Consider the following 26843-nt stretch of genomic DNA (forward strand, 5'->3'; position numbering starts at 1 on the left):
GCCTCAGCCGGTGAGGATCGTGCTGTCGCCGCGGGGTCCGACGACGACGCGCAGGCCGATCGGCAGCCGCTCGCGCATCGCATCGACGTGGCTGATCAGGCCGATCGTGCGGCCGCCGGAGCGCAGCGCGTCGAGCGTGCCGAGCGCCGTCTCCAGCGTCTCGGCATCGAGCGAGCCGAAGCCCTCGTCGATGAACATGGTCTCGAGCGAGATCCCGCCGGACTGCGCCGTCACCACGTCGGCCAGGCCGAGTGCGAGGGCCAGCGAGGCGAGGAAGGTCTCGCCGCCGGACAGCGAGGCGGGGTGCCGCCGGACGCCGGTGAAGGCGTCGAGCACGTCGATCCCGAGGCCGGAGGCAGCGCCGCGGTAGGCGAGCGAGTCGTCGTGAGCGAGGGCGTAGCGGCCACTGGTCATCGCGTCGAGGCGGAGGTTCGCGGCGGCGACGATCTCCTCCAGCCTGCCGGCGAGCGCGAAGGCCTCCAGATCCATCCTGCGGGTGTTCTGCCCGCGGCCCGAGACGGTCTCGGCCAGGGCGCGCAACTCCTCGTGGCGGCGGAGGCGTTCGTCGAGCGCGCCGAGGCGGCCCGCGGCCACTGCAGCGAGCTCGGCCAGGCGCGAGGAGCGGTGCTCTAGCACGGAGAGTCGAGCTCGCGCCTCGTCGCGGCGAGCGGAGGCGTCGCGCGAGTGCTCCTCCGCGGCGAAGACGTCGGCGGGCGTGCTGGGCAGTGCGCGGAGCTCGGGCTCGGCGAGTGTCGCCTCGGTGGTGTTGCGGCGCCGCTCGTGTTCGGCGACGGCCGCCTCAGCGCGGGCGCGGTCGCCGCTCGCCAGTGCGGCGGACTCGGCCTCCTCAGGCGTGGCGAAACCGCGCTCGGCCAGAACCTGGGCGAGCTCGGCTCGGGCAACGGCGGCGGCCTCGGCGCGGGCGCCCGCCGCCTCCTCGGCCTCGACCAGGGCGACGGCTCGGCGGCGCTGGGCACTGAGGTCGGCGACGCGCGCCGTGACGCTCTCCGCTCCGTCCCGCGAGATCTCGACCCGCTCCCGTAGCAGCCTCAGCGCCTCGGCGGCGAGGGCGGCCTCGCCGACACGGGCCTGATGCTCGATGCTGGCGGCGTCCCTGTCGCTCGTGATGGCGTCGATCCTGGAGCGCAGCCGGGTGCGCTCGTGCCGGAGCTCCGCCACGCGGGCGGCGGCAGCCCGGGCCGAGGCCAGACGCTCCTCGTCGGCCGAGCGGAGCGAGTCCAGGTCGGCATCGTCGCCGACTCGCTCGTCGAGCGCTGCCAGGGCGAGGGCGGCGATGCCCTCGCGCTCCCGGGCGGAGTCGAGGGCGGCGGAAGCGCGCTGGACCGCGGTGTGCGCGCGGTCCAGGTCGGCGGTACCGACCGTCGTCGGTCCGTCGTGATCGGCCGGGCGGGGGTGCTCCGGCGAGCCGCAGACCGGGCATGGCGCTCCCGGCTCCAGGCGCTCGGCCAGCTCGCCGGCGAATCCGGCGAACCGGCGCGCGATGAGGGCGGCCTGTTCGGCGGCGCGCTCGCCGTGCGCACGAGCGGCGTCGGCGTAGGCGGTCCGCAACCGGTGCAACTCCGCGGCGGCGAGGTCGCGCTCGTGGACCGCGGCGATCCTCCGTTCGACGGCGGCGAGCTCCTCGGCGCGGGCGGCAACGGCGGCGGCCTCGTCGGCGAGGGACTCCTCCTCTTCGGCGAGCGCATCCACTCGAGCGGGCAGCTCGCGCAGCTCCTCCTCCACACCGGCCAGGGTGTTCGCGGCCGTCTGCTCGGCGCGGGCGGTGCGCTCAGCGGCACGCTCCGCTTCGGGGAGCCTGCGTTCCTCGGCCAGCGCCTCGGTCAGCGCGCCCAGCACGGCGGCGAGGTGCTCGGCCGTCTCGGCGGCCGGCCCTGCGGCGGAGTCGCCGTAGGCCTCTGCCGCGAGGTCGCGCTGTTGCAGCGCCGCCCGCTCCTTCTCGTCGGCGGCGCGGGCCGAACGGAGCAGCGGCAGCACTCCGTCGGCGCGGCGGGCGCGCTCGATCGCCGCCCGCTGGCGCTCGACGTGCGCCTCGGCGACCGCCAGCTCCTCCGCCTCGATCAGCGCGAGTCGGCGCCGCTCCTGCCCGCGGGCGATGCGACGGGCCTCGTCGAGAGCGGTGCTCGCCGCTGCCTGCACTGCGTCGGCGGTCGCGGCGTCGGACCGGGCCTCGTCGAGCGGGGCGGCGAGACGGGCCGGCAGCCCGGCGAACCAGGCCGCATCGGGAGTGGGCGGTTCTGCACCGTCGTCGATGAGCCGGGAGGCCTCGTCGGCGAGTGCGGTCACGGCCGCTCGCTCCTCCTCCAGCCCCACGGCGCTCGCATCGCGCTGCTCCAGCAGGCGCCGGCGGAGCAGATCGAAGCGTTCGGTCGCGAAGAGGGTGCGCAGGAGCCGCTGCCGGTCGTCGTTCTTCGCGAGCAGGAACTCGTGGAAGCGGTTTTGCGCCAGCAGGATCACCTGGAGGAACTGGTCCTTCGTCAGCCCGACGATGCGGCCGATGTCAGTGGCCACCTCCTTGGCGCTGGATGAGAGGCCGACCCACGAGGCGTCGATCTGCTCCAGCAGCTCGACCTTCGCGGGTTGAGTGGTCGTCCCCGGACCGCGACGCTTGGGCCGCGCATACTCGGGCGAGCGGCGCACCCGGTAGACGCGCCCCGCCGCCTCGAACTCCAGCTCGGCGAAGGTCTCGTCCTCGGGCCCGCTGTGGTCGCTCCGCAGGCGCGAGGCCGTGCCGTCGAAACGCGGGACCGAGCCGTAGAGCGCGAAAGCGATCGCGTCGAGGATCGTCGACTTTCCGGCGCCCGTGCGGCCGGCGATGAGGTAGACGCCCACGTCTTCGAGCCGGTCGAAGTCGATGCACTGCTCGGCGCGGAACGGACCGAGGCCGGCGAACGCGAGGCGGCGGATCCTCACCGCAGCGCCTCGGCGTCGACCGCTGCGAGAGCGTCGAGGGTGAGGGCGCGCTCGGCGGCGGTGGCGCCGTGGCCGTCGCGGACGTGGGCGAGGAAGTCGTCGACGACCTCGACGTCGCTCCGCCCGCGGGCCCGCTCGGCGTAGGCGGGCGGCTCGGCGGCGGCGTGCGGGGGCCGGTGCTCGAGCGTCGCGCAGCCCGGGAACCGCGACTGCAGGCGCGCCATCGCGTCGAGCGGGCGTACAGAATCCGTCAGTACCGCCGACACCCAGTCGCCCTCCACGTCGGCTAGGGAAGGATCGCGCAGCAGCTGCTCGAGCTCGCCCTCGATCACGCTCAGCCGCCGCGGCACCGGGAGCGGCGACCACTCAACGCCCGCCAGCCCCTCGGCTCCGATCGTCACCAGCCAGGCGCCGCGCGGCTTCGCGGCCTCGCCGAACGAGTAGTGCAGCGGCGCCCCGGAGTACCGCACGCTCGGCGTGAGTTCGGCCCGCCCGTGGATGTGCCCGAGCGCCGCGTAGTCGGCGGCGGCGAAGTGCTCGACCGAGACATAGTCGAGCCCGCCCGCCGTGATGTCGCGCTCGAGCACCGCGGGCGGGGCTCCGACGGCGAAGCAGTGCGCGAGCACGACCCAGGGCCGACCGGCGGCCTCAGCGGCGGCACGGACCCGGCGCATCGCGAAGGCGAGCACGTCCTCGTGGCGCCGCAGCGGCTCCTCCGGGTGCCGGTGGCGGTAGAGCGCCGGTTCGAGGAACGGGATGCCGTGCACGCCCACCTCGAGACCGGACCCATCGCGGAGCACAACCGGCTCGGCGTACGCCTCCGGATCGGTGAGCACGTGCACGCCCGCGGTGCGCAGCAGCCCAGCCTGGAAGCCGAGCCGGGCGGGGGAGTCGTGGTTGCCGCTGGTCAGCACGACGTCCGCCCCGGCCGCGCGGATCGCCTCGAGGGTGCGGGTGAGCAGCGTGTAGTGCTCGGCGGCGGGAACGGCGGAGTCGAAGACGTCTCCGGCGATCAGCACCGCGTCGACCTGCTCGGCGCTCACCGTCTCGACGAGGGCCTCAAGCACCGTCGCGAGCGCCGCCACGGTGGAGTGCCCGTGAAAGGTGCGGCCGATGTGCCAGTCGGAGGTGTGCAGCAGCTTCACGGTCGTCCTTTCTCTGCGTCGTCCGGGGAGCGACTCCAGGCTAGTGAGAGCCTCCGACACCGGTGGCGCACCGGACACCTGCCGTTCACCCCGGGGTGCACAATAGGGCGTCGGTCGAGCAAGAGGAGAAGGTCGTGAAGCTACCCCGCGTCCCCGCGACGATCCTCGGGCTGGGCTCGCGCACCCGCGCGGCCGCCGAGGACACCGCACCGATCCAGCGACTCCGCCCGGACGATGAGCCGACGCGCACCAGCACCGTCGACAACGCGATCTACCAGGACGGCCGCCGGGTGGTCTCGCCGGGCAGCATCCCGGAGGCGCTCGCCGCCCTGCAGAAGCTGCCCGACGCGATGGCATGGATCGGCCTGTACCGGCCGAACGCGGCCGAGCTGGCGGCGCTCGAGGACGAGTTCTCCATGCACCCGCTCGCCCTCGAGGACGCGATCAGTGCGCACCAGCGGCCCAAGCTCGAGCGCTACGGCAGCGACATGTTCGTGGTGCTGCGCGCCGCCAGCTACGCCGACCAGCGCGAGGAGGTCGACTTCGGCGAGCTGCACCTGTTCGTCGGCGCGAACTTCGTCGTCACGGTCCGCCACTCCGAGAAGCCCGACCTCTCGCTGGTGCGGCGGCGGATGGAGGCCGACCCGGAGCTGCTGCGCGTCGGCCCGGTCGCCGTGCTCTACGCGATCCTCGACGCCGTGGTGGATCAGTACTCGCCCGTCGTCGCGGGTCTTGAGAACGACATCGACGAGATCGAGGCGCAGGTCTTCGAGGGCGACCCCGCGGTGTCCCGCCGCATCTACGAGCTCAGCCAGGAAGTGCTCGACTTCCAGCGCGCGGTCGCTCCGCTGACCGGCATGCTCACCCGGCTCGTCACCGACTTCGAGGTGTTCCAGTCGGATGTGGAGCTGCGCCGCTACATCCGCGACGTCGCTGACCATGTCGCGCTGGTCACCGAGCGGGTCGACGGTTTCCGCACGACGCTCCGCGAGATCCTGGCCGTGAACGCGACCCTCGTCGCCCAGCGCCAGAACGAGGACATGAAGAAGCTGGCGGAGGTCGGCAACCAGCAGAACGACGAAGTCAAGCGGATCTCGGCGTGGGCGGCCATCTTCTTCGCGCCGACCATGATCTCGAGCATCTACGGCATGAACTTCGACGTGATGCCCGAGCTGCATGTCGCCTGGGGCTATCCGGCGTCGCTCGCGGCGATGGTCGTCTCCAGCGTGGTGCTGCACCGGCTCTTCAGGCGCTGGGGTTGGCTCTGAGCGCCCGGGCCGCCTGTTCGCCGTGCTGAAGGAGCACGCCACCGCTCGCCGCTTCGGCCTCGCGACCCGCCTCGTCGGCGAGCCCGACGTCCCGTTCCCCAGCACGGCCGCGGTCGCGCTCGACGACCAGGCCCAGTTCGACCCGATGGACGTCCTCCAAGCCGTCGCGTTCAAGCCGTCTAGCTCCGGGCCTCCACCGGACAGCCCGAACGACCTGACATTGCAGTTCCTCCGCTCGCCCCACTACACGGACTGGAAGTGGGAAAGTCTTGCCGGCACCGTCGACAAAGAATTCATCTCGTTCGTTCAGGCCAAGAGCCGCGAGCGTGTCTATCACACGGTCGGCCCCGATCTGTCCACGATGATGTCCGTCGATCACATGATTGCCGCGATGACCGGCGCTCGCTACTACGGCGTACCCACCGACACATCGGCCTCCAGTGCGGGTGACTTCCTCGGATGGTCGGGTGACGTGACCCAGACTTTCGTCGACTACGCGAACTCACGTAACTCGGGCGAAGAACGTGATCCATACTCATTCTACCGGGCATGGATCGGCCGCCGAGGAAAATTTGATGCCGATGATCACCAGGCGGATATCGACGGCTACGTTCTCGGCCTCCTCGCAAAGGGGAAGACGACATCGGTATCAGCGGCGATGCGGACGTACTGCACAGCGACTTCGGGCGGCTACCGGACGAAATACAAGCAGTTCTTCGACGGGCGGTTCGGTGGTAGCTATACCAATGCCTACAACGCCGCTGTGCACTGGTTGACGACCTAAAATTCAGGATTACTGGAAAATGACCCCTTCCAACGATCAGGCGACCGAAGCCGAGCACAATCTCGGTGATTTCGCGGTGCTCATCCTCGCCATCGTGGCGCTCCTCTGCGCGATCGGGCTGACAGCAACCGATTCTCCCCTTGTCGGCATAGCATTCGTCGTCCAGGTGCTGGTCCTGGTTATGGTCGGATGGCGTACGTTGCACGTTCAGACAAGGCAACGACGCATCATGTGGAGTCTCGCCACGCTGGTGATGATCGGAATACCAATCTGGACCGCGGCTGTACCCCTTGGCGTGCTGAACCTGATGCGGTCTGACAACCAGCAGCAGATCGTCGCATGCGGCCGAGCCGCGTCAGCCGACCGTCTCCACCAAAGGATTGGTGATGTTACCGACCAATTGCTGCCGCCCGCGTCCATGTGTCGAACAGTCGAAGGGAATGTCTATTTCCTCACGCCGGTTTCGCAAACCGTTATTCTGACTGTCGCATATGTGGTGTTGCACCTCGTGGTCGTCGGGCTTCTCTGGATTTCCTTTTTTGGGATACAAATACGCAAGCATGAGGCGCATGCAAAAGACCATTGATCGAGATGGATTCGCACGTGTCGATCACGAACTACTCGGCTGAGCCAGGGCGCCTCCCGGGCCGTCAGTCCTCGTCGGCTCCCGGCTCCGCGACGTCGTCACCGTCGGCGCCCGACGCGTCGCCGGTCGTGTGCAGGTCGGTGTCGCCCGGGATGCTGAAGTCGCTCAGCGGGTCGAGGGGCTTCGTCTTATCGGTGCTGTCGGTGCCGTCGGGTCCGTCGGTGTGCTCGCTCATGCCTGCCACCCTACGAGCGTCCGGCGAGGCGCTGCACCGCGGCGACCGGGATCGACAGCCACTCGGGCCGGTTGCGCGCCTCGTAGATCGCCTCGTAGACGGCCTTGTCGAGCTCGAAAGCGTCGAGTACCGCCCGGTGCGCGGTTACCGCATCGCCGGCTCGCTCGGTGTACCCATCGAGGAAGGCGGCACGACTCCGAGCCGACCAGGCCGCCCGGGAGGTGCCAGGCGCGGCCTGCTCCTGCGCCCCGGCCGCGTAGTCGAAGGAACGCAGCATCCCGGCGACGTCGCGCAGTGCCACATCCGGCAGTCGACGCTCGTGCATCGGCCGCAGCGGCTCGCCCTCGAAGTCCAGCAGCACCCAGCCGCGGCTGGGCACCGAGAGTACCTGGCCGAGGTGGTAGTCGCCGTGGATGCGCTGGAGCCGCGGCCACGGCGCGCCCTCGGCGGCCCGGAACACGGCCTCGATCGCCTCCGAGTCCTCGGCAATGACGGGGACCTCGGCCGACGCGATACGCAGCCGCCGGCGCATGGTCGCGACCATCCGCTCGACGACCTCGGACGTGGTGTCTTCGGTCGGCATGACCTCGGCGAGCGTCGCGTGCACCTCGGCGGTGGCCCGGCCCAGCTCGCGGGCGGGGCCGGTGAAGTCGGAGTCGGCGGCGACCGCTTCGAGAGCGACGCGCCAGGCGTCCTGCACGCCGGGGAGGAACTCCTGCGCGAAGGCGAGGTGGCCGAAGGCTCGACCCGTCTCCTCGCCCTCGTCGTCCCACTCGCCGGTCACATTGCCGATCACGGGTGGGACGAGGGCGCTGCCGGCGGCGTTGAGGGCCGACTGAACGGTCACGTCCGGGTTGTCGCCGTGGTGCAGGGCGCGGAAGACCTTCACGATCACCGGAGTCGCGGCGGATCCGTCGTCTGCGGTAGTGCGGATGATCACCGACGTGTTCGACTGCTCGCCGCTGAGCACCGCCGATGACGCGAACGCTCCGATCACGGCTCCCGGCTGCCGGTGGCCCTCGGCACCGGCACCACCCTGGGCGCCATCCGTGTCGGAGCGGCCGCCGTCGGCGATCATGCCGAGCAGGGCGCGCGCGAACGCCGGGTCGCGCGGCGCGTCGTACACCCAGCGCGCGTCGTCGGAGTAGACGAGGGCGTCCTCGAGTCCGGCCACGGGGGCCGGGTGCACCGTCACCGGCACCTGGTAGAGGACCGGGCTGGTTCCGGCCCGGTCGAGGAAGAAATGGTCCACCACCTCCGCGTCGCCGAGGTGCAGCGACCACGCGCCGCGGACCTCCAGCTCGGGTCGCCGCCCCTTACTCGCGTACCATCTCTGATCCGCCACCCATGCGGCGATCCGGTCGATCGACAAGCCTGCGCTCATGCTCTTCCCTCCGTCGGCACCCCGACCCTACTGGCCGCTGACAACGGGTGGAGGGGCTTGCGGCGAGCAGGTCGAGCCCACCAGATCACGCCGACCAGATCACGCCAGGCCGAGCACGTCCAGCGTCCAGGCGTATTCGAAGGCGATCTCGCGCCAGCGCTCGTAGCGCCCGCTGACTCCGCCGTGCCCCGCCGTCATCTCGGTGCGCAGCAGCACGGGAGCACCGACCTCGCGCAGTCGCGCCACCCACTTCGCCGGCTCCACGTAGAGCACCCGGGTGTCGTTCAGGCTCGTCGTGGCGAGGATCCGCGGATACTGCACACCCTCCCGCACGTTCTCGTAGGGCGAGTACGACTTCATGTAGGCGTACACCTCGGCGTCGTGCAGCGGGTCGCCCCACTCGTCCCACTCGATCACCGTCAGCGGCAGCGACGGATCGAGGATCGACGTGAGCGCGTCGACGAACGGCACCTGTGCGAGGATCCCGGCGAACGCCTCCGGAGCGAGGTTGGCGACCGCGCCCATCAGCAGGCCGCCGGCGGATCCGCCCTGTGCGACCAGCCGCTCCGGAGTCGTGAACCCCGCGTCGACCAGGTGCCGGGCCGCCGAGACGAAGTCGGTGAAGGTCGTCCGCTTGGTCAGCGTCTTCCCGTTCTCGTACCAGGAGCGGCCCATCTCCCCGCCGCCGCGCACGTGGGCGATGGCGAAGACGACGCCGCGGTCCAGCAGCGAGAGGCGCGCGATCGAGAAGCCCGGGTCGATGCTCGCCTCGTAGGAGCCGTAGCCGTAGAGCAGGAGAGGCGCGGGCGCCGAGTCCGGGTCGGCGGCGTCGCGGCGCCAGACGAGCGAGAGCGGCACGCGCATACCGTCCTCGGCGACCGCCCACTCCCGCCGCTGCACGTAGAGCGCGGGATCGTACTCGCCGAGCACCGGCTGCTGCTTGAGGACCGTCCGCTCGCCGGTCGCGACGTCGAGCGCGAGCACGGTCGAAGGGGTGATGAAGGAGGTGTACGCGAGGCGGAGCGAGGTCTGCTCCCACTCCGGATTACCGGCGAGGCCCGCGTCGTAGAGCGGCTCGTCGAAGACGATCTCCTCGAGCCGTGCGTCGCCGCCGTCCTCGCGGAGCAGCCCGAGCCGGGTGGCTCCCTCGGAGCGGTAGGAGACGACGACGTGCCGGGCGAAGGCGTCGACGCCCTCGATCCGGCGACCCTCCTGGTGCGGCACGACGACGCGGCGCTCACGGGCGCGGGCATCGGCGTCGAGCGACAGGTCAGCCGGCTCCTCGACGATCTCGAAGTCGAGCGCACCGTCGTTGTGCACGATCAGGAGGCGGTCGCGCCCATCGACGACGGCGTGCTCCACCTCGTACTCCACGCCCTCGCGGCGCGGCCAGACCGAGCGGAAGGAGCCGGTCGGGTCCGACGCGTCCAGCAGCAGGCACTCGCTGGTGATCTTGCTGCCGATCTCGATGACGAGGAAGCGGCGGCTGCGGGTGAGCCCCACTCCGATCCAGTACCGCTCGTCGGGTTCGGCGAAGACGACCTCGTCGGGAGCCCCACTGCCGACCGCGTGGCGCCAGATGGTGTCGGGGCGCCACGACGCATCGACGGTCGGGTAGAAGACGAACCGCGCGTCGGCACCGAAGGTCGCACCGCCTCCCGTGCCCTCGATCACGTCGGGCAGGTCCTCGCCGGTCTGGAGGTCGCGGATGCGCAGGGTGTACCGCTCGTCGCCCTCGACGTCGGTGCCGAAGAGGAGGTAGCGGCCGTCGGCGGAGACGTCGAAACTGCCGAGCGAGAAGAAGTCGTGCCCCTCCGCCTGCGCGTTGCCGTCCAGAACGACCTGCTCGCCCACCAGCGGGCCGCCCTCGGCGATCGACGGCGGCGTCCAGTCGTCCGGCCCGGTGATCGGCGCGCGGCAGTGCACGGCGTACTGGCGGCCCTCGTAGGAGCGCGAGAAGTACCACCACGAGCCCTCACGCACGGGGACCGAGAGGTCGGTCTCCTTCGTACGGGAACGGATCTCCTCGAACAGGCGCTCGCGCAGCGGCGCCAGGGGAGCCAGCGTCGCCTCGGTATAGGCGTTCTCGGCCTCGAGGTGCGCGATCACCTCGGGGTTCTCCTTCTCGCGCAGCCACTCGTAGGGGTCGAGCACCACGTCGCCGTGATGACGGCGCTCGAGGGGGACACGGCGGGCGACGGGCGGAACGGGCACGGTCATCGCTCCAGCCTAGGGCGAGGGCGCGCCAGGCCGCCCCGGGTGCCCGTCGGGCCCCGCGCGTGACCACAATGGAGCCATGGCCAGCGGTGCGGAGAACAAGTCGGCGACATCCCCGGCGGGCGGCGCGCGGAGGGTGCAGACCGAGGTCGAGCGCACGTACGACGTGGACGCCGGCACTCGCCTCCCCGACCTCGTCGGCGCCGGGAGCGTGGCGACAGCGCGCGCGGAGCAGCCGGTGACGCTGCGCGCCGAGTACTTCGACACCGTCGACCGCGCGCTCTCCCGGGCGCGCATCACCCTGCGCCGTCGCGAGGGCGGAGCCGACCAGGGCTGGCACGTCAAACTGCCCGGCTCCTCCGGCCGCACCGAGATCCACACGGACCTCACGCCCTCGCGGACCGTGCCGTCCGCCGTCCGCGAGCCCGTACTCGGCCACGTCGGGCGGGCACCGCTCGAACCGCTGGCGCTGCTCGAGACCGTCCGCTCGATCACCCGCGCCGTCGACTCCCGGGGCAGGCAGCTCGCCGAGATTGCCGACGACCTCGTGTCCGCCCGCGACCAGCGCACCGGACGCGAGCGGCGCTGGCGCGAGTGGGAGGTCGAGCTGGTCGACGTTTCGGGGGAGGAGGGGGAGCGGATCCTCGACGCGATCGAGCAGCGCCTCCTCGCCGCGGGCGCCCGCCCGGCCGAGAGCGCCTCCAAGCTCGCGCGCGCGACGGGCGGCCCGATCGACGAGCCAGTCGCGGATCCGCGTGACGGCGGGGAGGCGGCGCTCGCCGCGGTCCGCACACTCCTGCGGGAGCTGCGCGCCGTCGACCCACGCGTGCGCCTCGAGGCCGATGACGCCCTGCACCGGATGCGCGTCCTCACCCGCCGACTCCGCTCCGTTCTCGCCGCCTCCCGCTCCGTGCTCGATCGCGCGGCCACCGACCCCGTGCGCGACGAGCTGCGCTGGCTCGGCGGCGTCCTGGGCGCCGCCCGCGATCAGGAGGTCCTCACCGCCCGGTTCCGCGCGTCCCTCGCCGCGGTCCAGGGCGCCCCGAGCGCCCCCTCCGCTCTGCTGGAGGAGATCGAGCGGAGGCACGCGGCAGCGCTGCGCCGCGTCGCCCGCACCCTGCGCGGCGGCCGCTACCTCGCGCTCCTCGCCTCGCTCGACGTCGTGCTCGCCGATCCGCCCCGCACCGCCAAGGCAAACTCGAGCGCGACGACGCTGGTGCGTCGCTCGGTCGCGAAGGAGCTCTCGCGGATCGCGGACGCCCGCGCGGCGATGTCGGGCGGCTCGCTCAAGGCCCGGCACGACCTGCGGAAGGCGGCGAAGCGACTCCGCTACACCGTTGAGGCCTGGCGTGCGGTCGTCCCCGAGGCCGTCGGTGCCCGCCGTCGCTCGTTCGCCGAGACGGCTGAGGAGCTCGCGGACGCCCTGGGGGAGGAGCGCGACGCGCTCGCTGCTCGCACGCTGATCCTCGACGAGACCGACCGCAGCGGCGAGGGCGCCTTCGCGCTCGGTGTCGTCGCGGCCGAGGAGCGGCATCGCGCCCGCCGGGCCGCGAAGGCCGCCGAGAAGGCGATGAGCCGTCTGGAGTCGCTGTCAAGCTGACGGCCCGGTCACACGCACGAAATCCACGGCGGATAATGTGAATCATGCCTTCCGTCCGTGCTCTTCCGTCACCACTCCTGCGCCCGCGCCACTTCGACCGCGACGATGTCGTGGTCCACGCCGGCCTGTTCTCGCTGGTGAACTCGAGTACGACGCCGCGCGCGGCCTGGACCGAGGACCTGATCGCGATCGGCGAGGTCCTCGACGCCGCCGAATTCCCCTACCGCCTCATCCGCGGCACCGACGGCTCGCCGTTCCTCGCGGTCGACCGCGTGCTCGGCGCCGAGCTGGCGACCCTGCTGGCTCGCGCGTTCGCCACCGAGCCCTTTTACGCGAAGACCGTCGACAAACGCGGAACCCCGCCGCAGCTGCTGGCCGAGGGAGTTCTCGCTCCGTACCCGCGCGCCGCCGTCTTCAAGCTGTTCCGTCCGCGCGTCTCCTCCACCGGATCGCTGCGCTACGGCGCCAGGAGCGGCGTCCGCCTGGAGCTGTGGAAGGTCGGCGAGGAGGAAATCATCACTCCCGCCGAGAACGCGCTGATGCGCAACAGCCTCCCCGTCGCCGAGGCAATCGACGCGCACGTTGAAGCGTACGGCCGCACCTGGCCGACCTTCGAGGGCATGTTCGAGCCGCTGGTGAGCGACATCCGCTTCGAGGTCGACATCGTCTTCTCGTGGGTGGACGGCACCGATCTCGAGTTCCAGCGCGCCCGCGCGGCCCGGATGTCCAGTTACGTGGTGGGCGAGGGCGACGACGCCCCCGCGCGCTTCCGCCAGATCGATGAGCTGAAGTACGCCCTGCGCAGCGTCTACATGTACGCGCCGTGGATCCGGCACATCTACATCGTCACCGACTCCCCGCGTCCGCGCTGGCTCGACGAGCACCCCGACGTGACGCTCGTGCGCAGCGAGGACCACTTCCGCGACCTCTCGGTGCTGCCCACCCACAACTCCCACGCGGTCGAAAGCCAGCTGCACCGCATCCCGGGCCTGGCCGAACACTTTCTCTACTCCAACGACGACATGTTCTTCGGGCGCCCGGTCGATCCGTCGATCTTCTTTTCGCCCGGAGGCATCACCAAGTTCATCGAGGCGACCACGCGCATCGGCATGGGCGATTCCAACGCCTCGCGCAGCGGCTTCGAGAACGCGGCCCGCGTCAACCGGCGCCTGCTGCGCGAGCGCTTCGGGGCAATGACGACGCGCCACCTCGAGCACGCCGCCACTCCGCTCCGCAAGAGCGTGATGGCCGAGCTGGAGACAGAGTTCGAGCCGGAGTTCACCGCAACCGCCGCCAGCCGCTTCCGCTCGGCGAGCGACGTCTCCGTCACGAACTCGCTCTACCACTACTACGCGCTGATGACCGGGCGGGCGGTCGTGCAGGAGAACGCCGCAGTGAAGTACGTCGACACGACGATGCACCAGGGCCTGAAAGACATGCGCAAGCTCCTGAAGAACCGCGGAGTCGACTTCTTCTGCCTCAACGACGGCAGCTTCCCCGAGATCTCGGCGGAGGCGCGCACCAAGGCCGTGATCGGCTTCCTCGAGGAGTACTACCCGATCCCGGCCCCCTGGGAGCGCGAGGACTGAGCGCGAGCCGCGCCGCGCGATGTGCAGGCTCTCGTCCGGTGTGCAGGCCTTCGTTCGATGTGCAGGCCCTCGTCCGATGTGCAGGGGATCTGGACCGCCGTGCCCTCTTCATGCGGACGAGAGCGCTCTCCGAGAGGGATCCCCTGCTCATGGCACGGTCCCCTGCTCATCGCACGCTTCCCCGCGGGACAGCACGGTGTGCAGGCAGCCGTGCGATGTGCAGGAGATCTCGACGGCCGAGCTGCTCCAGAGCGGACGAGAGCGCTCTCTAGGATGTATCCCCTGCTTATCGGACGGGGCCCTGCGAATCGGACGGGGCCCTGCGAATCGGACGGGGCCCTGCGAATCGGACGGGGCCCTGCAGACCGGACCGGCCCCTGCAAATCGCACGACGGGCCCCCTATGCGCTGACGCCCACAGGCTCCGCGAGCGGCGGGTACAGCGCGACGTCGCGCGTCACCGGAGCCGTCGCCGCCGCCGCGATCTCGACGCCGTGGTCCGCGAGGATCCGCTGCGTCTCGACCGCCGAGACGTAGGACACCTCGGTCGAGGCCCCGATCGGCACCACCGAGTGCAGCACCGTGCCGTCGTAGACGTGGACCAGGTTGAAGGCCTGCGCCCCGTTGCGGGCGCGCGTCGCTCCGACCGGCACATTCAAGTCCTGCGTGTAGCAGGTGGCCGAGGCGACCGAGACGGGGATGCCGGCGAACATCGCGGTCGAGGAGTAGTGCAGGTGTCCCGCGATGATGCTGCGGACGTCGGAGCCCTCGAGCACCTCCGCGAGCGCGGACTGGTCGCGCAGCTCCACGAGCACCGACAGGTCCAGAACGCTCGGCACCGGCGGGTGGTGCAGCGCCAGGATCGTGCCGTGCGGGGCCGGGCTGGAGAGCTCCTCCGCGAGCCAGTCGAGTTGCGCGCCGGAGATGGCGCCGTAGTGGGCACCGGGAACGGTCGAGTCGAGTGCGATGATCCGCAGGCCGTTCACGTCGTGCACCCGGTCGACCGGCTGCGTGGTCGGGAGCTGGTCGAGCAGCCCCGAGCGGAATGCGCCGCGGTCGTCGTGGTTGCCCATTACCCAGATCACCTCGGCGCCGAGGCGAGCGGCCGCGGGCTCGACGACCGCGCGCAGCTTCGCGTACGCCGCCGACTCGCCCTTGTCGGCCAGGTCGCCCGTGATGACGATCGCCTCGGGGCGTCCGCCGGAGTTCTCCAGCTCATCGAACAGGAGCCGCAGTTGGGCCTCGCTGTCGACGTCGGAGCCGTACAGGCCGCCGTCTCCGGCAATGAAGTGGGTGTCGCTCAGGTGAAGGATGAAGTGGTGGGGCCGGGGGTACTCGGCCTGGCGGAGGGACATGATCCTCGGGTTCCACGATCGGCGGGAGCCGGATCACGCGACCCGGCGTCGGCACTTGCGCACTGTCTCAGCGGAGGCGGCCCCGCTGGAACCAGTCCATCATCGCGGGGTGAACACGCGGCCAACACCGATTGGCGCGTCATCGAACGCTTCTCCCAGGTTCCTCGCCTCCGTCGGGACCCGGGACGCCGCCCGCACCTCGGACGCCGCCGGCACCCTCAGAGTCGCGCGAGCAGCCGCGCATAGAAACCGATCGCGCGCTCGAACTGGTCGACCTCGACCGACTCGTCGGCCCCGTGGATCCCGAGCTGCTGTCGCGGGCTGATCTCGAACGGGATGAAGCGGTACACGTGGTCGCTGATCGCGTGGAAGTGCCGCGCGTCGCTGCCGCCGGTCTGTACGTAGGGCGCGACGACCGCCTCCGGGAACGACTCCTGCACGACGGCACGGAGCAGGTCGTACGGTCCGCCGTCGCCGGGCTCGCCGGTGGGGGAGACGGGGGAGGGCTCGTGCGCGACCTTGACCTCGATCTCGACTGCGGGGTCGTCTATGACGGCGCGGATGCGGTCGACCACGCCCGCGACGGTGCCGCCCGGGTTGATCCGGACGTTCGCGGTGGCGCTGGCGGTGGAGGCGAGGACGTTCGCGCCGGTGCTGCCGCGCAGCTCGGTGATCGCCACGGTCGTCCGCAGCATCGCGGCCGCGCGGTTGGAGTGGGCGGCGAGCGCACCGATGACGGCCTCCGGATGCTCATGCGGGCGCGCGTACCAGACAGCGTGGGCCGCGTCCGCGTGGTCGGCGGCGGCGCGCACCAGCTCGGCGATCGGTTCGGGGAGGGTGGAGGGGAACGGGTTCTCGGTCAGGCGGTGGATCGCGCGGGCGAGCCGCTGGGTCGCGAGCAGGCCGGGCGGGGGCGGCGGAGCGGAGGCGTGGCCGCCGACGTCGCGGCAGGTCAGCTCGAGGTTCATGATCCCGCGCTCGGTGACGCCGATGACGGCGATCGGAGTGGTCACGCCGGGCAGGATGCCGCGCCGCACCGTGCCGCCCTCGTCGAGCACCAGGCGGGGCCGGATGCCGCGCGCGCCCAGCAGGGTCACGACCGAGGGGGCGCCGTCGCCGGCGGTCTCCTCGTTGTGGGTGGAGAGGAGGTACACGTCGTTCCGGGGTCGCTCGCCGCGCAGGACGGAGGCCTCCACCGCCTCGAGGAGGGCGACGAGGGAGCCCTTGTCGTCGAGGGCGCCGCGGCCCACCACGGAGGTGCGCCCGTCGGTGCCGACGACGGTCTCGGCGGCGAACGGGTCGTGCGACCACTCCGACGCCGTGACACTGACCACGTCGTAGTGCGCCATCAGCACGGCCGGCTCGCCCGACTCCTCGCCGCGCCAGTGCCAGAGGAGGGAGTGCCCGGCGACGGTCTCGAACTCCAGCGCCGCGTGCAGCGCCGGGTAGAGCTCGGCGACGAGCTCGCGGAACGCGTCGAAGCGGCTCCAGTCCGTGGCCGTCTCGTCCGCGTGGGACACGGTGTCGACGCGCAGTAGGGCCTGGAAGCGCTCGAGCGCGGTCGTCGTCACCGGGCCAGCCTACTTCGGCGCCGCAGGTCCGCTCGTGCTACCGTCAGCCGCTGGGGGAGGTTTCCTCAGATTATTGTCCCGCTCTCCCTGCGGGGCGCGACCGGGACGAGCAGGAGCACCGCCTATGACGGCACAGATCATCGACGCGAGCGACCTCGACGAGCTTCGGCGAGTCGGGCAGGAGCTCCGGGAAGGCGCGACGGTCATCGCGCAGACGGACACCAACTACGGGGTGTTCGCCAGCCCGTTCTCACGCAGCGCCTGCACCCGCCTCTACGACATGAAGAAGCGCGACGGCGCGAAACCGCTCACGCTCTTCGTCTCCACCCCCCGCGACTGGGCAACGTGGGCTTTCGCTCCGGAGACAGCCGACATGGACGCCGTCGTCGCAGCCTTCTGGCCCGGTCCCCTCAACGTGATCCTGCGCCGCAAGCCCGTCGTCCCGGACTGGGTGACCTCGGGTCACGACACGGTGTCGGTCGTGCACAACCTCAGCGCCCCGATCAACCTTCTCTCGATCTTCGCGGGGCTACCGCTCGCGGCGACGTCGGCCAACATCAGCGGCACGGTGTCCTCCGGCCTTGTCGACGTCGACCTCGCTGCGGAGCATCTCGGCGGCGACAGCGACTACCTCATCCGGAGTGACACCGCGCCAGACTCCACAATGAGCAGCACGATCATCTCCCTCGTGGGCGGCGCGTCCATCGTGCGGCAGGGTGATCTCGGCGCCGAGGCTCTGCGCGTCGTCGTGCCCGCCCTTGCCTGAGGGTCAACGCACGGACCTCGTGCGCGGGCGCAGCGCCGCCGCGCTGATCACCGTGTACCGGATCGTCTCGCGCGCCTACTTCCACCTGCCTGTGGTCGCGGTCTTCCTGTTCGCGCGGGGCTATTCGATCCCGGCGGTGGCGCTGCTCCTCGCGCTCTACGGAGTGGTGGCGGCACTCGCCGACGGCCCGCTTTCGCCACTCACGCGCCGGTTGTCCTCGTCGGGTGCGCTCGTCGTCGGGGAGGGCGTGAAGGCGCTGGGCCTCGTGGTGATCGTGCTGGACGCCGACCCGGTCGCCGTCGTGGTCAGTCAGCTGCTCGCCGGCTGCGGCTTCGCGCTGACGGCGGGGCGCGACGCCGCACTGGCGTCCTCCCTCCGGGCTGGTGCCGACGCGCGCCGACAGGAGACGGCGGTGCAGAGCGGGATGTTCCTCGCCTCCTGTGGTGCGGGAGTGATCGGAGCCGCCTCACTCGCGCTCTGGGACCGGCTGCCGTTCCTGCTCAGTGCGCTGGTCTCGTGCGGTGCGCTGGCCGTGGTGCTCCTCGCGCGCTTGCCGCTCGGCGCGCAGGTTTCTGCAGCAGGGAGAAGGCACACCGCACGACCGGCCGTGCTGCCCGCGGCAGTGCGCTTCTGGTCCCTCTATTACTCCGTGAACCGCGCCGTCCTGCTCGCCGCCTACACCTTCGTCGTGCCGCTGCTGCTCTTCCAGGAGCTGCGCCTGACGCTCCCCGCGTTCGGCGTGGTGCTGGGCCTGTACACCCTGGCCGGCCTCGCCGCCGCCCGACTCTCCCCGCTCGTCGCAGGCACGCCCCTGGTGTTCCTTCTCACCGCGCTCACTCAGGTGATCGGGCTCGCCCTGACCGCACTCGGCGTCCTGGGAGCCGCGATCGCAGGACTTGCCCTTCTCGGGATCGCGGGCGGCTTCGTTCGGCCCGCGACGATGATCGCCCTCGCTCCCGCGATGAACGGGGTCGACGATGGCGCTCGGGTCACGGTGATGCGTGGACTGGAGCGGAACCAGGGAATTCTCCAGGCGGTCCTGCTTATCGTCGCCGGGGTCCTCGTTCCTCTCACGGGAGGCACGGCGCCCACTCTCGTCGTCCTCATCGTCCTCGCGGTCGTCGCGCAGACACTCGGGGCCCTCTCGATGCGGAGGAAGGGGACGAAGGCCGCTCCCGAGGACGCGGAGTGACCATGCCCTCCGAGAGGAGTCCTCCTGCACCCTCCCCGGTGCACGCCCGTCGGCGCAGGGCGTCGCGGCTCCAGCCGACCGGAGGCCATCCGCTAGGCTTCCGCTCGGCCGGGCCTCGCCCATCTTGGACACCACGAAAGGGACAGAATGACGAGCACGACGGTGATCGAATGGCGTGAGCAGGTTCCTGCGGAAGCGGTCGACGCGCTCTCCGCTCCCGGTGGACTGGTCGTCTGCGCGACCAAGGTCGGCTACATCCTGATGACGACCGACGGAGCGGGCCTGGAGCGCAAGTTCTCGGCCAAGCAGCGCAATCGCAACAAGCCGGGCGTCGTGCTCTGCGCGAGCATCGAGCAGCTCACCGAGCTCGCCGAGCTCAACGACGAGGTCCTCGCGTTCTACCGCAAGCACTGGGACCAGGACGTCCTGCTCGGCTGCATCCTGCCCTGGAAGGCCGAGGCGGTCGACCTGATCGACGAGGACGCCCGTGAGCTGGTCCGTGACGGACGCGGCACCAGCTGCTTCGTCATCCGCTTCGGCCGCCCCGCCGAGCAGCTGGTCTCCACCCTGTGGGAGCGCGAGCGCACCCTGACCTTCGCCAGCTCCGCCAACCCCTCCGGTGTCGGCAACCGCGGCCGCGTCGCGAACATCGGCGAGCGGATCGAGAACGAGGCCGACATTATCGTCTCGGCCGACTCCTACGTCGCCTCGATCCAGCCGGACAAGGACGAGGACTCGCGCCACGAGCAGGGCGTCATGGTCTCAATGGTCGACGCCTCGGGCGCCCTCATTCCCGTGCAGGGCGGCGAGAGATCGATCACCCCGGGTCCCGTGCTCATCCGCCGCGGCCTGGACTACGAGCGCATCATGCTGAACCTCGCCGAGCAGTTCAACTCCTGGGACTACCGCCAGGGCGAGTACTACTGACCCGCTCGCTGCGTCTCCCCGGGGCGTCGATGGCAGTGTGACGACGTGCTGGAGACGCCGGAGCGGGGCGAGGGCCTTCCCGATTGAGAGAGGAGCTGCACGCGCTCCTCATGTCGACCAGGAGGTCCTCGTGCCCCACGCGCTGCGCGTTCTCGAATGGGCGGCCGCCGTCTCCCTTGTTCCCGTCGGCGTGACGTCGGCGCTGGCGGGACTTGCTGCGCTCGTAGCCCCCGGTTTCGCCTCGCTCTTCCTCTTCTTCGCCGCGATCGGGCTCATTCCTGGGGCGCTCGTCTTCGTCCTTCCGTGTGCGGCGCTGGGGCTTCGACGATCGACGTCGACCCGGCCGCTGACCTCGGCTCTCGTCCTGCTTCCGGCCTGGCTGGCGACTCTCCTCGTGGTGTCGCCGTCGATAGCGCTCGTGGTCGGGGTGTCCAACGGGCGGCTGAGCGCGAGCAGCGTCCTGCAGGCGGTCGCGCTGGGCCCAGCGCTCCTCGTCGCTGTTCCGCCGGCCGTCCTCGCTCTAGGCCTGTCCCTGCTCTTTCTGGTGCTCGGGCGGCGACGGCTCCACCGGTCAGGTGAATCCCGGTGCGAGGAGCGGGCGCCCGGCTGGGGCGAGTGATCCTGGTCGTGTTCCGCCGTCAGAGGTCCAGCACGTCGCCCGGCTCGAGGGCGTGGTACTCGCCGCCGCCCTCGTGGACGGCCCAGCCGAGCCGGTCGTGGCCGAGCGCACGCCCCGCCTCCGAGAGCACCTGCTCGTGGGTCGCGAACGCGTGCCGAGGAGCGATGGCGAGCACGTAGTCCATTGCCTCGGCGATCTTCATCCACGGAGCGCCCGAGGGAGCCGCGAGGACTTCCACGTTCACGCCCTGGGGCACTGTGAACGAGTCGCCGGCGTAGTAGAAGCGTCCGTTCACCAGGACGCCCACGTTGTCGATGACGGGAATGCTGCGGTGGATCACCGCGTGCCGGGAGCCGCAGAAGCGCAGCTCGAAGGGGCCGACTGTCACGACATCGCCGTCAGCGACCGTCTCGACATCGAAGCCCTCGGCCGCGGCGGCGACCCCGGCGGGCCCGAAGATCCGCAGTGACGGGGCCGCGTCGCGCAGGCGCCGCAGCTGCTCCGGGGTCCAGTGGTCGGCGTGCTCGTGCGTGAGCACCACGGCGACGGTGTTGGCGGTCCCCTCGATGGGGCGCGTGAAGGATCCGGGGTCGATCACGAGCCGGGCGCCGTCCTGCTCGATCAGGACGCTCGCGTGCTCGAGCTTCGTCAGTCTCATGCTCCGAGCCAACCGCTTCGGCGGGCGGCGGGCAAGGCCCTGCGCGGCCGCCGACCGGAGGCACGGGCCGCCCGATTTGCACCGGCGCAGATCCATGTGCGACACTCTTCGAGTTGCAAAAACGCGGCCCCATCGTTTAGCGGCCTAGGACGTCGCCCTCTCACGGCGGTAACGCGGGTTCAAATCCCGCTGGGGTCACCACGGCAGCACGACAAGAACCTCCGGTTTGACCGGGGGTTCTTCTCGTTTAACTCCCCCTCCGACTGCACCTTTCGTGACAGCGGCCGAGCCGATCGGCGCTAGGATCGCATCCGCGGAGGGGAGTATCCCGACCATCCCGCTCCCGTCAGTACGCACCGCCCCAGCGCGGCGCCGGGGGTGGGACGGGTGACGCGGACCGGCACGGCCGTCCGCTCCCCGGGGAGAGACTTCCGGACACTCACCCACTCGGAAGGCCTTCATGCTCGATCTGCCCGTTTGGTTCGTGATCGGCTCGTTCGTCGTTCTCAGCCTGATCCTCGCTGCCGACCTGCTGCTGGTGTACAAGCGCCCACACGTACCGAGCCTGAAGGAGTCGGGCCTGTGGGTCGGCTTCTACGTCACGCTGGCGCTCGTGTTCGCGCTGCTCATGCTCATCCTCGGCGGCGGTGAGCTCGCCGGTCAGTTCGTCGCGGGCTGGCTGACGGAATACAGCCTCTCGGTGGACAACCTGTTCGTCTTCGTGATCATCATGGGCCGCTTCGCGGTGCCGGCGAAGCTGCAGCAGGAGGTGCTGATGGTGGGCATCATCATCGCGCTGATCTTCCGGGGGGTCTTCATCCTGCTCGGCGCGCAGCTCATCGAGAGCTTCAGCTGGATCTTCTACCTCTTCGGCGCGTTCCTGGTGTACACCGCCTGGAATCAGGCGTTCGGCAAGGAGGACGAGAACGAGGGCACGGACAATGTGCTCATCCGGCTCCTGCGCCGCCGCGTGAAGATCTCGGACTCGTTCGACGACTCGAAGATCCGCACCACCATCGACGGCACGCGCTTCTTCACGCCGATGCTGATTGTCTTCCTGGCGATCGGTTCCACCGACCTGCTCTTCGCGCTCGATTCGATCCCGGCGATCTTCGGCATCACCGAGAGCCCCTTCATCGTCTTCACCGCGAATGTCTTCGCGCTGATGGGACTCCGCCAGCTCTACTTCCTGCTCGGCGGGCTGATCGACAAGCTCGAGTACCTCAAGTACGGCATCGCGTTCATCCTCGCCTTCATCGGCGTGAAGCTCGTGCTGCACGCCCTGCACGAGAATGATCTGCCCTTCATCAACGGCGGCGAGCCCGTGCCGGTGTGGGACATCGACACGATCACGTCGCTCGTGGTCATCGTGCTGAGCATGACCGTTGCGACGCTGGCGAGCCTGGCCTCGATGCGCCGCGAGCACCGCCACATCCAGATGCACAATGGGCACCCGGAGATCGTCTCGGACGACGCCCGGTCCAGCGCAGAGGAGAAGTGATCCCGCGATGACGACGACCACGGTCGACCTGCCCCAGGGGGCGCTGCGGCTCACCGTCAGCAGTAGTACCGATGTCGGAGCTGTCCGCCGAGTCAACGAGGACGCCGTCCTCGCGGACGATCTCCTCCTGGCGGTCGCGGACGGGATGGGTGGGCACGCGCGTGGCGACCTGGCCAGCGCCGCCGCGGTCGAGGCGCTGCGCGAGAATCGGCCAGCGGGCCTCGGGTCGGTGGACGCGGTCTTCGACCTGGTGGAAGGCGCCAATGGGGCCGTGCGGTCGCTCGATGTGGGCGGCGCGCTCTGCGGCACGACGCTGACCGGGCTGATGCTCGTGCTGCCCGAGCCCGCCGGCCCCGCGCGCTGGGCGCTGTTCAACGTGGGCGACTCGCGGGTCTACCGCTGGGACGGCGCGGAGCTCCAGCAGCTGACGGTGGACCACTCGGCCGTGCAGGAGCTCGTCTCGGCCGGTCTCCTCACCCGCGAATCGGCGGAGTCGCATCCTGACCGCAACATCGTCACCCGCGCCCTCGGTGCCGACGACGAGGTCGAGACGGACGTCTGGACACTTCCGGTGGTATCCCGCGCCAGCTACCTGCTCTGTTCGGACGGGCTCACGAAGGAGCTCTCGGACGAGCAGATCGCGGCCTTGTTCGCGCGCCGCGACTCCGGTGACTCCGCCGACCTCGCGCAGACGCTCGTGCGTGCCGCGGTGGACGCCGGGGGTCGCGACAACGTGACGGTCCTCGTCGTCGATGCAGTGCTCGATCCCCGCGCCTGAGCCCCGTTACCACGCGCCGCGGGCGCCCCGAAAGCGGGGGAGTCCGGTGCTAGTGTCTCTGCATGCTGAGCGGCCCGCACCTCCTTCCGTGCCGCGGCGAGGCCTCGATCTGAGCGGCCTCCCTCGTCTCGGTGCCTCGACCGGCCGAGTAGCGACTCCAGGAGGAGAAGGAACCGTCATGATCGAGAGCACCTCCGGCGCTGCCGCGCCCGTATCGAGCGCCGCCGACGCCCGCGCGGAGAAGCCCCGCACCCTCGCCGAGAAAGTCTGGGACGACCACGTCGTCGTCAAGGGCGAGAACGGCGCACCGGATCTGGTCTACATCGACCTGCACCTGCTGCACGAGGTGACCAGCCCCCAGCCGTTCGACGGACTCCGCGCGGCTGGTCGCCCGCTGCGCCGCCCGGATCTCACCATCGCCACCGAGGACCACAACACCCCGACCCTCGAGATCGGGCGCCCGATCGAGGACCCGATCAGCCGCACCCAGATCGATGCGCTGCGCCGCAACGCCGACGAGTTCGGCGTCCGCCTGCACTCCCTCGGCGACGTCGAGCAGGGCATCGTGCACGTCGTCGGCCCCCAGCTCGGGCTGACGATGCCCGGTGTCACGGTCGTCTGCGGCGATTCGCACACCTCGACGCACGGCGCGTTCGGCGCGATCGCGTTCGGCATCGGCACCAGCGAGGTCGAGCACGTGATGGCCACGCAGACCCTGCCGCTGCAGCGCTTCAAGACGATGGCGATCACCGTCGAGGGAACGCTGAAGGAGGGGGTGACGGCGAAGGACATCATCCTCGCGGTCATCGCCCGTATCGGCACCGGTGGCGGGCAGGGCTACATCCTGGAGTACCGCGGCTCCGCGATCCGTGCGCTCTCGATGGAGGGTCGGATGACGATCTGCAACATGTCGATCGAGGCCGGTGCCCGCGCCGGCATGGTCGCTCCGGATGAGACGACGTTCGCTTATCTGCGCGGCCGCCCGCACGCCCCCGCGGGGGAGGACTGGGATGCGGCGGTCGCCTATTGGCGCACGCTCCCGAGCGACGAGGGCGCCGTGTTCGACGCCGAGGTCGTGATCGACGCCGATGCGCTCGAGCCGTTCGTCACCTGGGGGACCAACCCCGGCCAGGGCGTCTCGCTCTCGCAAACGGTGCCCGACCCGGAGGCCATCGACGACCCGAACGAGCGCACCAGCGCTGTGCGGGCGCTGGAGTACATGGCGCTGGCGCCCGGCACGCCGATGAAGGAGATCCCGGTCGACGTGGTCTTCATGGGCTCCTGCACCAACTCCCGTATCGAGGATTTGCGCGCCTTCGCCGCGATTGTCCAGGGCCGCACGAAGGCTCCCGGCGTCCGCGTGATGGTCGTTCCCGGCTCCGCCCGAGTGCGCCTGGAGGCCGAGGCGGAGGGGATCGACCGGATCGTCACCGCGTTCGGTGCGGAGTGGCGCTTCGCCGGCTGCTCGATGTGCCTCGGGATGAACACCGACCAGCTCGTCCAGGGGGAGCGCGTCGCGTCCACCTCCAACCGCAACTTCGAGGGGCGCCAGGGCAAGGGCGCCAAGACGCACCTCGTCTCGCCCCTGGTCGCCGCGGCGACCGCCGTACGCGGAACCCTCTCCAGCCCAGCGGACCTGGGCCCGGTCCGCGAGAGCGCAGGAGTGTGAGCATGCAGAAGTTCGAGACCGTGACCGCGATCGCAGCGCCGCTGAAGCGCGCGAACGTCGACACCGACCAGATCCTCCCCGGCGTGTACCTGCGCCGCATCACGAAGACCGGTTTCGAGGACGCCCTCTTCCACGGCTGGCGGCAGGAGGAGGATTTCGTGCTCAATCAGGAGCGCTATCGCGGCGCGGGCATCCTCGTCGCGGGCCCCGACTTCGGCACCGGTTCCAGCCGCGAGCACGCGGTCTGGGCGCTACGCGACTTCGGCTTCCGAGTCGTGATCTCGCCCCGGTTCGGCGACATCTTCCGCGGCAACGCCGGCAAGCAGGGGCTGCTCGCCGCGGTGGTGTCCGAGCCCGACGTCGAGCGCCTCTGGGAGATCATTGAAGCCACCCCGGGAATAGAACCGACGGTGGATCTGGTTGCGCGTACGGTCACCGCCGGTGGCGAGACCTTCGACTTCGAGATCGACGACTACACTCGATGGCGCCTGATCGAGGGCCTGGACGACATCGGCCTGACCCTGCGCGACGAAGCGCTCATTTCCGAATTCGAGACCCGCCGCGAGAGCTGGCGGCCCAAGACATTGCCGGTGAAATAGCGTGAATACACTTCTTCAGGACGCCAAGGCGGCGGGAGCCCGAGTGGGAATGACGACCGAGCGGCTCACCATCAACGGCGGTCGTCCCCTGGTGGGACGCATCGAACTCAAGGGTGCGAAGAACCTCGTCACGAAGGCGATGGTCGCGGCGCTGCTCGGTGAGACCGCGTCCACACTTCGGGACGTACCCGACATCAGCGACGTCCGCGTCGTGAAGGGTCTCCTCGAGGTGCACGGTGTGAAGGTGAAGCAGGGCGCCGAGGTCGGCGAGCTGATCCTCGACCCCTCCAACGTCGAGTCCGCGCACTTCGCTGACATCGATGCGCACGCTGGCTCCAGTCGCATCCCGATCCTCTTCTGCGGCCCGCTGTTGCACCGCCTGGGCGAGGCGTTCATTCCCGATCTCGGCGGCTGCCGCATCGGTGACCGCCCGATCGACTACCACCTCGAGGTGCTGCGCAACTTCGGCGCGGTCGTCGAGAAACTGCCCTCGGGTATCCGGATGTCGGCTCCTGAGGGCCTGCACGGAGCGAAGGTGTCGCTGCCCTACCCGAGCGTCGGAGCGACCGAGCAGGTGCTGCTCACCGCGGTCCGCGCCTCCGGGATCACCGAGCTCTCGGGCGCGGCGATCGAGCCCGAGATCATGGATCTGATCAACATCCTGCAGAAGATGGGCGCCATCATCTCGGTCGACACCGACCGCGTGATCCGCATCGAGGGCGTGGACCGGCTCACCGGCTACTCTCACCGCGCGCTCTTCGACCGCAACGAGGCCGCCTCCTGGGCCGCTGCGGCACTCGCGACCGACGGCGACATCTTCGTCGGCGGCGCCCGCCAGCAGGAGATGACGACGTTCCTCAACGTCTTCCGCAAGGTCGGCGGAGCATTCGAGATCGCCGAGGACGGCATCCGTTTCTACCACCCGGGCGGCGAGCTCAAGCCGGTCATCATCGAGACCGATGTGCACCCGGGCTTCATGACCGACTGGCAGCAGCCGCTGGTCGTGGCGCTGACGAAGGCCAAGGGCGTGTCGATCGTGCACGAGACCGTCTACGAGCAGCGCTTCGGCTTCGTCGACGCGTTGGTCGAGATGGGCGCGACGATCCAGATCCACCGCGAGTGCCTCGGTGGGCAGGCGTGTCGCTTCGGCCAGCGCAACTTCATGCACTCCGCCGTGATCTCGGGCCCGTCGAAGCTGCACGGCGCCGACATCGTCGTGCCGGACCTGCGCGGCGGCTTCTCGCACCTGATCGCCGCGCTCTCCGCCGAGGGCACGTCGACGGTCTCGAACGTCGGCATCATCAGCCGCGGCTACGAGAACTTCCTCACCAAGCTCGAGCTGCTGGGCGCCGACTTCTCGCTCGACGCCTGACCGAGGGAACCCCGACCCGTCGAGGGAGCCTGCACTATCAGGCTCCCTCGACGGTCCGAGGTTCCCTCGTCGGCGCCAGGGGTGGGGGCCGGGGGTGG

The 26843-nt window shown here is 70.4% G+C and carries 22 protein-coding genes and 1 tRNA gene; 15 read left to right on the top strand and 8 right to left on the bottom strand.

Annotated features, from left to right (window positions below; genetic code table 11):
* Positions 1-3 precede the first annotated feature (3 nt).
* Positions 4-2931, bottom strand: coding sequence for an AAA family ATPase (locus C5D07_RS09235; protein ID WP_104259207.1), 2928 nt, complete (start codon positions 2929-2931; stop codon positions 4-6).
* On the bottom strand, positions 2928-4076 hold the full coding sequence (locus C5D07_RS09240; protein ID WP_068253890.1) for an exonuclease SbcCD subunit D: 1149 nt from the start codon (positions 4074-4076) through the stop codon (positions 2928-2930). Before C5D07_RS09240 ends, C5D07_RS09235 begins: the two co-directional genes overlap by 4 nt.
* A gap of 134 nt (positions 4077-4210) precedes the next feature.
* Between C5D07_RS09240 and C5D07_RS09245 the strand changes: the two genes are divergently transcribed.
* The 3 genes from C5D07_RS09245 to C5D07_RS09255 are packed head-to-tail and all read left to right on the top strand — an operon-like array spanning position 4211 to position 6714.
* Positions 4211-5344: a magnesium and cobalt transport protein CorA gene (locus C5D07_RS09245; protein ID WP_084415906.1), complete on the top strand. Its 1134-nt coding sequence runs from the start codon at positions 4211-4213 to the stop codon at positions 5342-5344.
* Between the two features lie 22 nt (positions 5345-5366).
* Entirely contained in the window at positions 5367-6128 is a 762-nt protein-coding gene (locus C5D07_RS09250; RefSeq protein WP_104259208.1) for a hypothetical protein, read from the top strand.
* A gap of 19 nt (positions 6129-6147) precedes the next feature.
* Positions 6148-6714, top strand: a complete 567-nt coding sequence (locus C5D07_RS09255; protein ID WP_068253884.1) for a hypothetical protein — start codon at positions 6148-6150, stop codon at positions 6712-6714.
* A 64-nt stretch (positions 6715-6778) separates the two neighbouring features.
* On the opposite strand, the gene C5D07_RS15780 is transcribed toward C5D07_RS09255, so the two are convergent.
* The 3 genes from C5D07_RS15780 to C5D07_RS09270 all read right to left on the bottom strand — a co-directional run bounded on the left by C5D07_RS15780 (position 6779) and on the right by C5D07_RS09270 (position 10553).
* The gene (locus C5D07_RS15780) at positions 6779-6949 is read right to left on the bottom strand and encodes a hypothetical protein (protein WP_157593794.1); all 171 of its coding nucleotides are present in this window, start codon (positions 6947-6949) and stop codon (positions 6779-6781) included.
* Between the two features lie 10 nt (positions 6950-6959).
* Positions 6960-8333, bottom strand: coding sequence for a maltokinase N-terminal cap-like domain-containing protein (locus C5D07_RS09265; protein ID WP_104259209.1), 1374 nt, complete (start codon positions 8331-8333; stop codon positions 6960-6962).
* A gap of 99 nt (positions 8334-8432) precedes the next feature.
* Positions 8433-10553, bottom strand: a complete 2121-nt coding sequence (locus C5D07_RS09270; RefSeq protein ID WP_104259210.1) for a S9 family peptidase — start codon at positions 10551-10553, stop codon at positions 8433-8435.
* A 76-nt stretch (positions 10554-10629) separates the two neighbouring features.
* On the opposite strand from C5D07_RS09270, the gene C5D07_RS09275 reads away from it, so the two are divergent.
* Both C5D07_RS09275 and C5D07_RS09280 read left to right on the top strand, forming a co-directional pair.
* Positions 10630-12150: a CYTH and CHAD domain-containing protein gene (locus tag C5D07_RS09275; RefSeq protein WP_104259211.1), complete on the top strand. Its 1521-nt coding sequence runs from the start codon at positions 10630-10632 to the stop codon at positions 12148-12150.
* Positions 12151-12194: 44 nt separating this feature from the next.
* Complete coding sequence (locus C5D07_RS09280) at positions 12195-13739, top strand: stealth family protein (RefSeq protein WP_068253872.1); 1545 nt, start codon at positions 12195-12197, stop codon at positions 13737-13739.
* Between the two features lie 400 nt (positions 13740-14139).
* Here the strand turns inward: C5D07_RS09280 and C5D07_RS09285 are convergent, their stop codons facing one another.
* Entirely contained in the window at positions 14140-15093 is a 954-nt protein-coding gene (locus tag C5D07_RS09285) for a phosphodiesterase (protein WP_068253869.1), read from the bottom strand.
* A gap of 218 nt (positions 15094-15311) precedes the next feature.
* Entirely contained in the window at positions 15312-16664 is a 1353-nt protein-coding gene (locus C5D07_RS09290; protein WP_104259212.1) for a M20/M25/M40 family metallo-hydrolase, read from the bottom strand.
* Positions 16665-16788: 124 nt separating this feature from the next.
* Here C5D07_RS09290 and C5D07_RS09295 point away from each other — a divergent pair, with 124 nt between their 5' ends.
* The 4 genes from C5D07_RS09295 to C5D07_RS09310 all read left to right on the top strand — a co-directional run bounded on the left by C5D07_RS09295 (position 16789) and on the right by C5D07_RS09310 (position 20168).
* Entirely contained in the window at positions 16789-17430 is a 642-nt protein-coding gene (locus C5D07_RS09295; RefSeq protein WP_068253863.1) for an L-threonylcarbamoyladenylate synthase, read from the top strand.
* 19 nt (positions 17431-17449) lie between these two features.
* Entirely contained in the window at positions 17450-18622 is a 1173-nt protein-coding gene (locus C5D07_RS09300; protein WP_068253860.1) for an MFS transporter, read from the top strand.
* Positions 18623-18769: 147 nt separating this feature from the next.
* The gene (locus C5D07_RS09305) at positions 18770-19549 is read left to right on the top strand and encodes an L-threonylcarbamoyladenylate synthase (RefSeq protein ID WP_068253856.1); all 780 of its coding nucleotides are present in this window, start codon (positions 18770-18772) and stop codon (positions 19547-19549) included.
* A gap of 130 nt (positions 19550-19679) precedes the next feature.
* Positions 19680-20168, top strand: a complete 489-nt coding sequence (locus tag C5D07_RS09310) for a hypothetical protein (protein WP_068253853.1) — start codon at positions 19680-19682, stop codon at positions 20166-20168.
* A gap of 19 nt (positions 20169-20187) precedes the next feature.
* Here C5D07_RS09310 and C5D07_RS09315 read toward each other — a convergent pair whose 3' ends face one another.
* Positions 20188-20826: an MBL fold metallo-hydrolase gene (locus tag C5D07_RS09315; protein WP_068253850.1), complete on the bottom strand. Its 639-nt coding sequence runs from the start codon at positions 20824-20826 to the stop codon at positions 20188-20190.
* A gap of 125 nt (positions 20827-20951) precedes the next feature.
* Here C5D07_RS09315 and C5D07_RS09320 point away from each other — a divergent pair.
* The 6 genes from C5D07_RS09320 (at position 20952) to murA (ending at position 26745) form a co-directional block, all read left to right on the top strand.
* Positions 20952-21027: transfer RNA gene (locus C5D07_RS09320), tRNA-Glu, on the top strand.
* A 259-nt stretch (positions 21028-21286) separates the two neighbouring features.
* Positions 21287-22327, top strand: coding sequence for a TerC family protein (locus tag C5D07_RS09325; RefSeq protein ID WP_084415903.1), 1041 nt, complete (start codon positions 21287-21289; stop codon positions 22325-22327).
* 7 nt (positions 22328-22334) lie between these two features.
* On the top strand, positions 22335-23105 hold the full coding sequence (locus C5D07_RS09330) for a PP2C family protein-serine/threonine phosphatase (protein WP_104259213.1): 771 nt from the start codon (positions 22335-22337) through the stop codon (positions 23103-23105).
* A gap of 178 nt (positions 23106-23283) precedes the next feature.
* Positions 23284-24774 carry a 3-isopropylmalate dehydratase large subunit gene (gene leuC / locus C5D07_RS09335; RefSeq protein ID WP_068253844.1) on the top strand — a complete coding sequence of 497 codons (1491 nt, stop codon included), beginning with the start codon at positions 23284-23286 and terminating at the stop codon, positions 24772-24774.
* A gap of 2 nt (positions 24775-24776) precedes the next feature.
* On the top strand, positions 24777-25373 hold the full coding sequence (leuD, locus tag C5D07_RS09340) for a 3-isopropylmalate dehydratase small subunit (protein ID WP_068253841.1): 597 nt from the start codon (positions 24777-24779) through the stop codon (positions 25371-25373).
* A gap of 1 nt (position 25374) precedes the next feature.
* The gene (gene murA, locus C5D07_RS09345) at positions 25375-26745 is read left to right on the top strand and encodes a UDP-N-acetylglucosamine 1-carboxyvinyltransferase (protein ID WP_084415902.1); all 1371 of its coding nucleotides are present in this window, start codon (positions 25375-25377) and stop codon (positions 26743-26745) included.
* Positions 26746-26843: the final 98 nt, after the last annotated feature.

The organism is Rathayibacter tritici, from assembly GCF_002932875.1.
GTDB lineage: Bacteria > Actinomycetota > Actinomycetes > Actinomycetales > Microbacteriaceae > Rathayibacter > Rathayibacter tritici.

What these genes read in the sequence shown, in the direction of transcription:
- C5D07_RS09255 (WP_068253884.1), top strand. Translation starts at nt 6,148, where the DNA reads ATGACCCCTTCCAACGATCAGGCGACCGAAGCCGAGCACAATCTCGGT.
- C5D07_RS15780 (WP_157593794.1), bottom strand. Translation starts at nt 6,949, where the DNA reads ATGAGCGAGCACACCGACGGACCCGACGGCACCGACAGCACCGATAAG.
- C5D07_RS09265 (WP_104259209.1), bottom strand. Translation starts at nt 8,333, where the DNA reads ATGAGCGCAGGCTTGTCGATCGACCGGATCGCCGCATGGGTGGCGGAT.
- C5D07_RS09270 (WP_104259210.1), bottom strand. Translation starts at nt 10,553, where the DNA reads ATGACCGTGCCCGTTCCGCCCGTCGCCCGCCGTGTCCCCCTCGAGCGC.
- C5D07_RS09275 (WP_104259211.1), top strand. Translation starts at nt 10,630, where the DNA reads ATGGCCAGCGGTGCGGAGAACAAGTCGGCGACATCCCCGGCGGGCGGC.
- C5D07_RS09280 (WP_068253872.1), top strand. Translation starts at nt 12,195, where the DNA reads ATGCCTTCCGTCCGTGCTCTTCCGTCACCACTCCTGCGCCCGCGCCAC.
- C5D07_RS09285 (WP_068253869.1), bottom strand. Translation starts at nt 15,093, where the DNA reads ATGTCCCTCCGCCAGGCCGAGTACCCCCGGCCCCACCACTTCATCCTT.
- C5D07_RS09295 (WP_068253863.1), top strand. Translation starts at nt 16,789, where the DNA reads ATGACGGCACAGATCATCGACGCGAGCGACCTCGACGAGCTTCGGCGA.
- C5D07_RS09305 (WP_068253856.1), top strand. Translation starts at nt 18,770, where the DNA reads ATGACGAGCACGACGGTGATCGAATGGCGTGAGCAGGTTCCTGCGGAA.
- C5D07_RS09315 (WP_068253850.1), bottom strand. Translation starts at nt 20,826, where the DNA reads ATGAGACTGACGAAGCTCGAGCACGCGAGCGTCCTGATCGAGCAGGAC.
- C5D07_RS09325 (WP_084415903.1), top strand. Translation starts at nt 21,287, where the DNA reads ATGCTCGATCTGCCCGTTTGGTTCGTGATCGGCTCGTTCGTCGTTCTC.
- C5D07_RS09330 (WP_104259213.1), top strand. Translation starts at nt 22,335, where the DNA reads ATGACGACGACCACGGTCGACCTGCCCCAGGGGGCGCTGCGGCTCACC.
- leuC (WP_068253844.1), top strand. Translation starts at nt 23,284, where the DNA reads ATGATCGAGAGCACCTCCGGCGCTGCCGCGCCCGTATCGAGCGCCGCC.
- leuD (WP_068253841.1), top strand. Translation starts at nt 24,777, where the DNA reads ATGCAGAAGTTCGAGACCGTGACCGCGATCGCAGCGCCGCTGAAGCGC.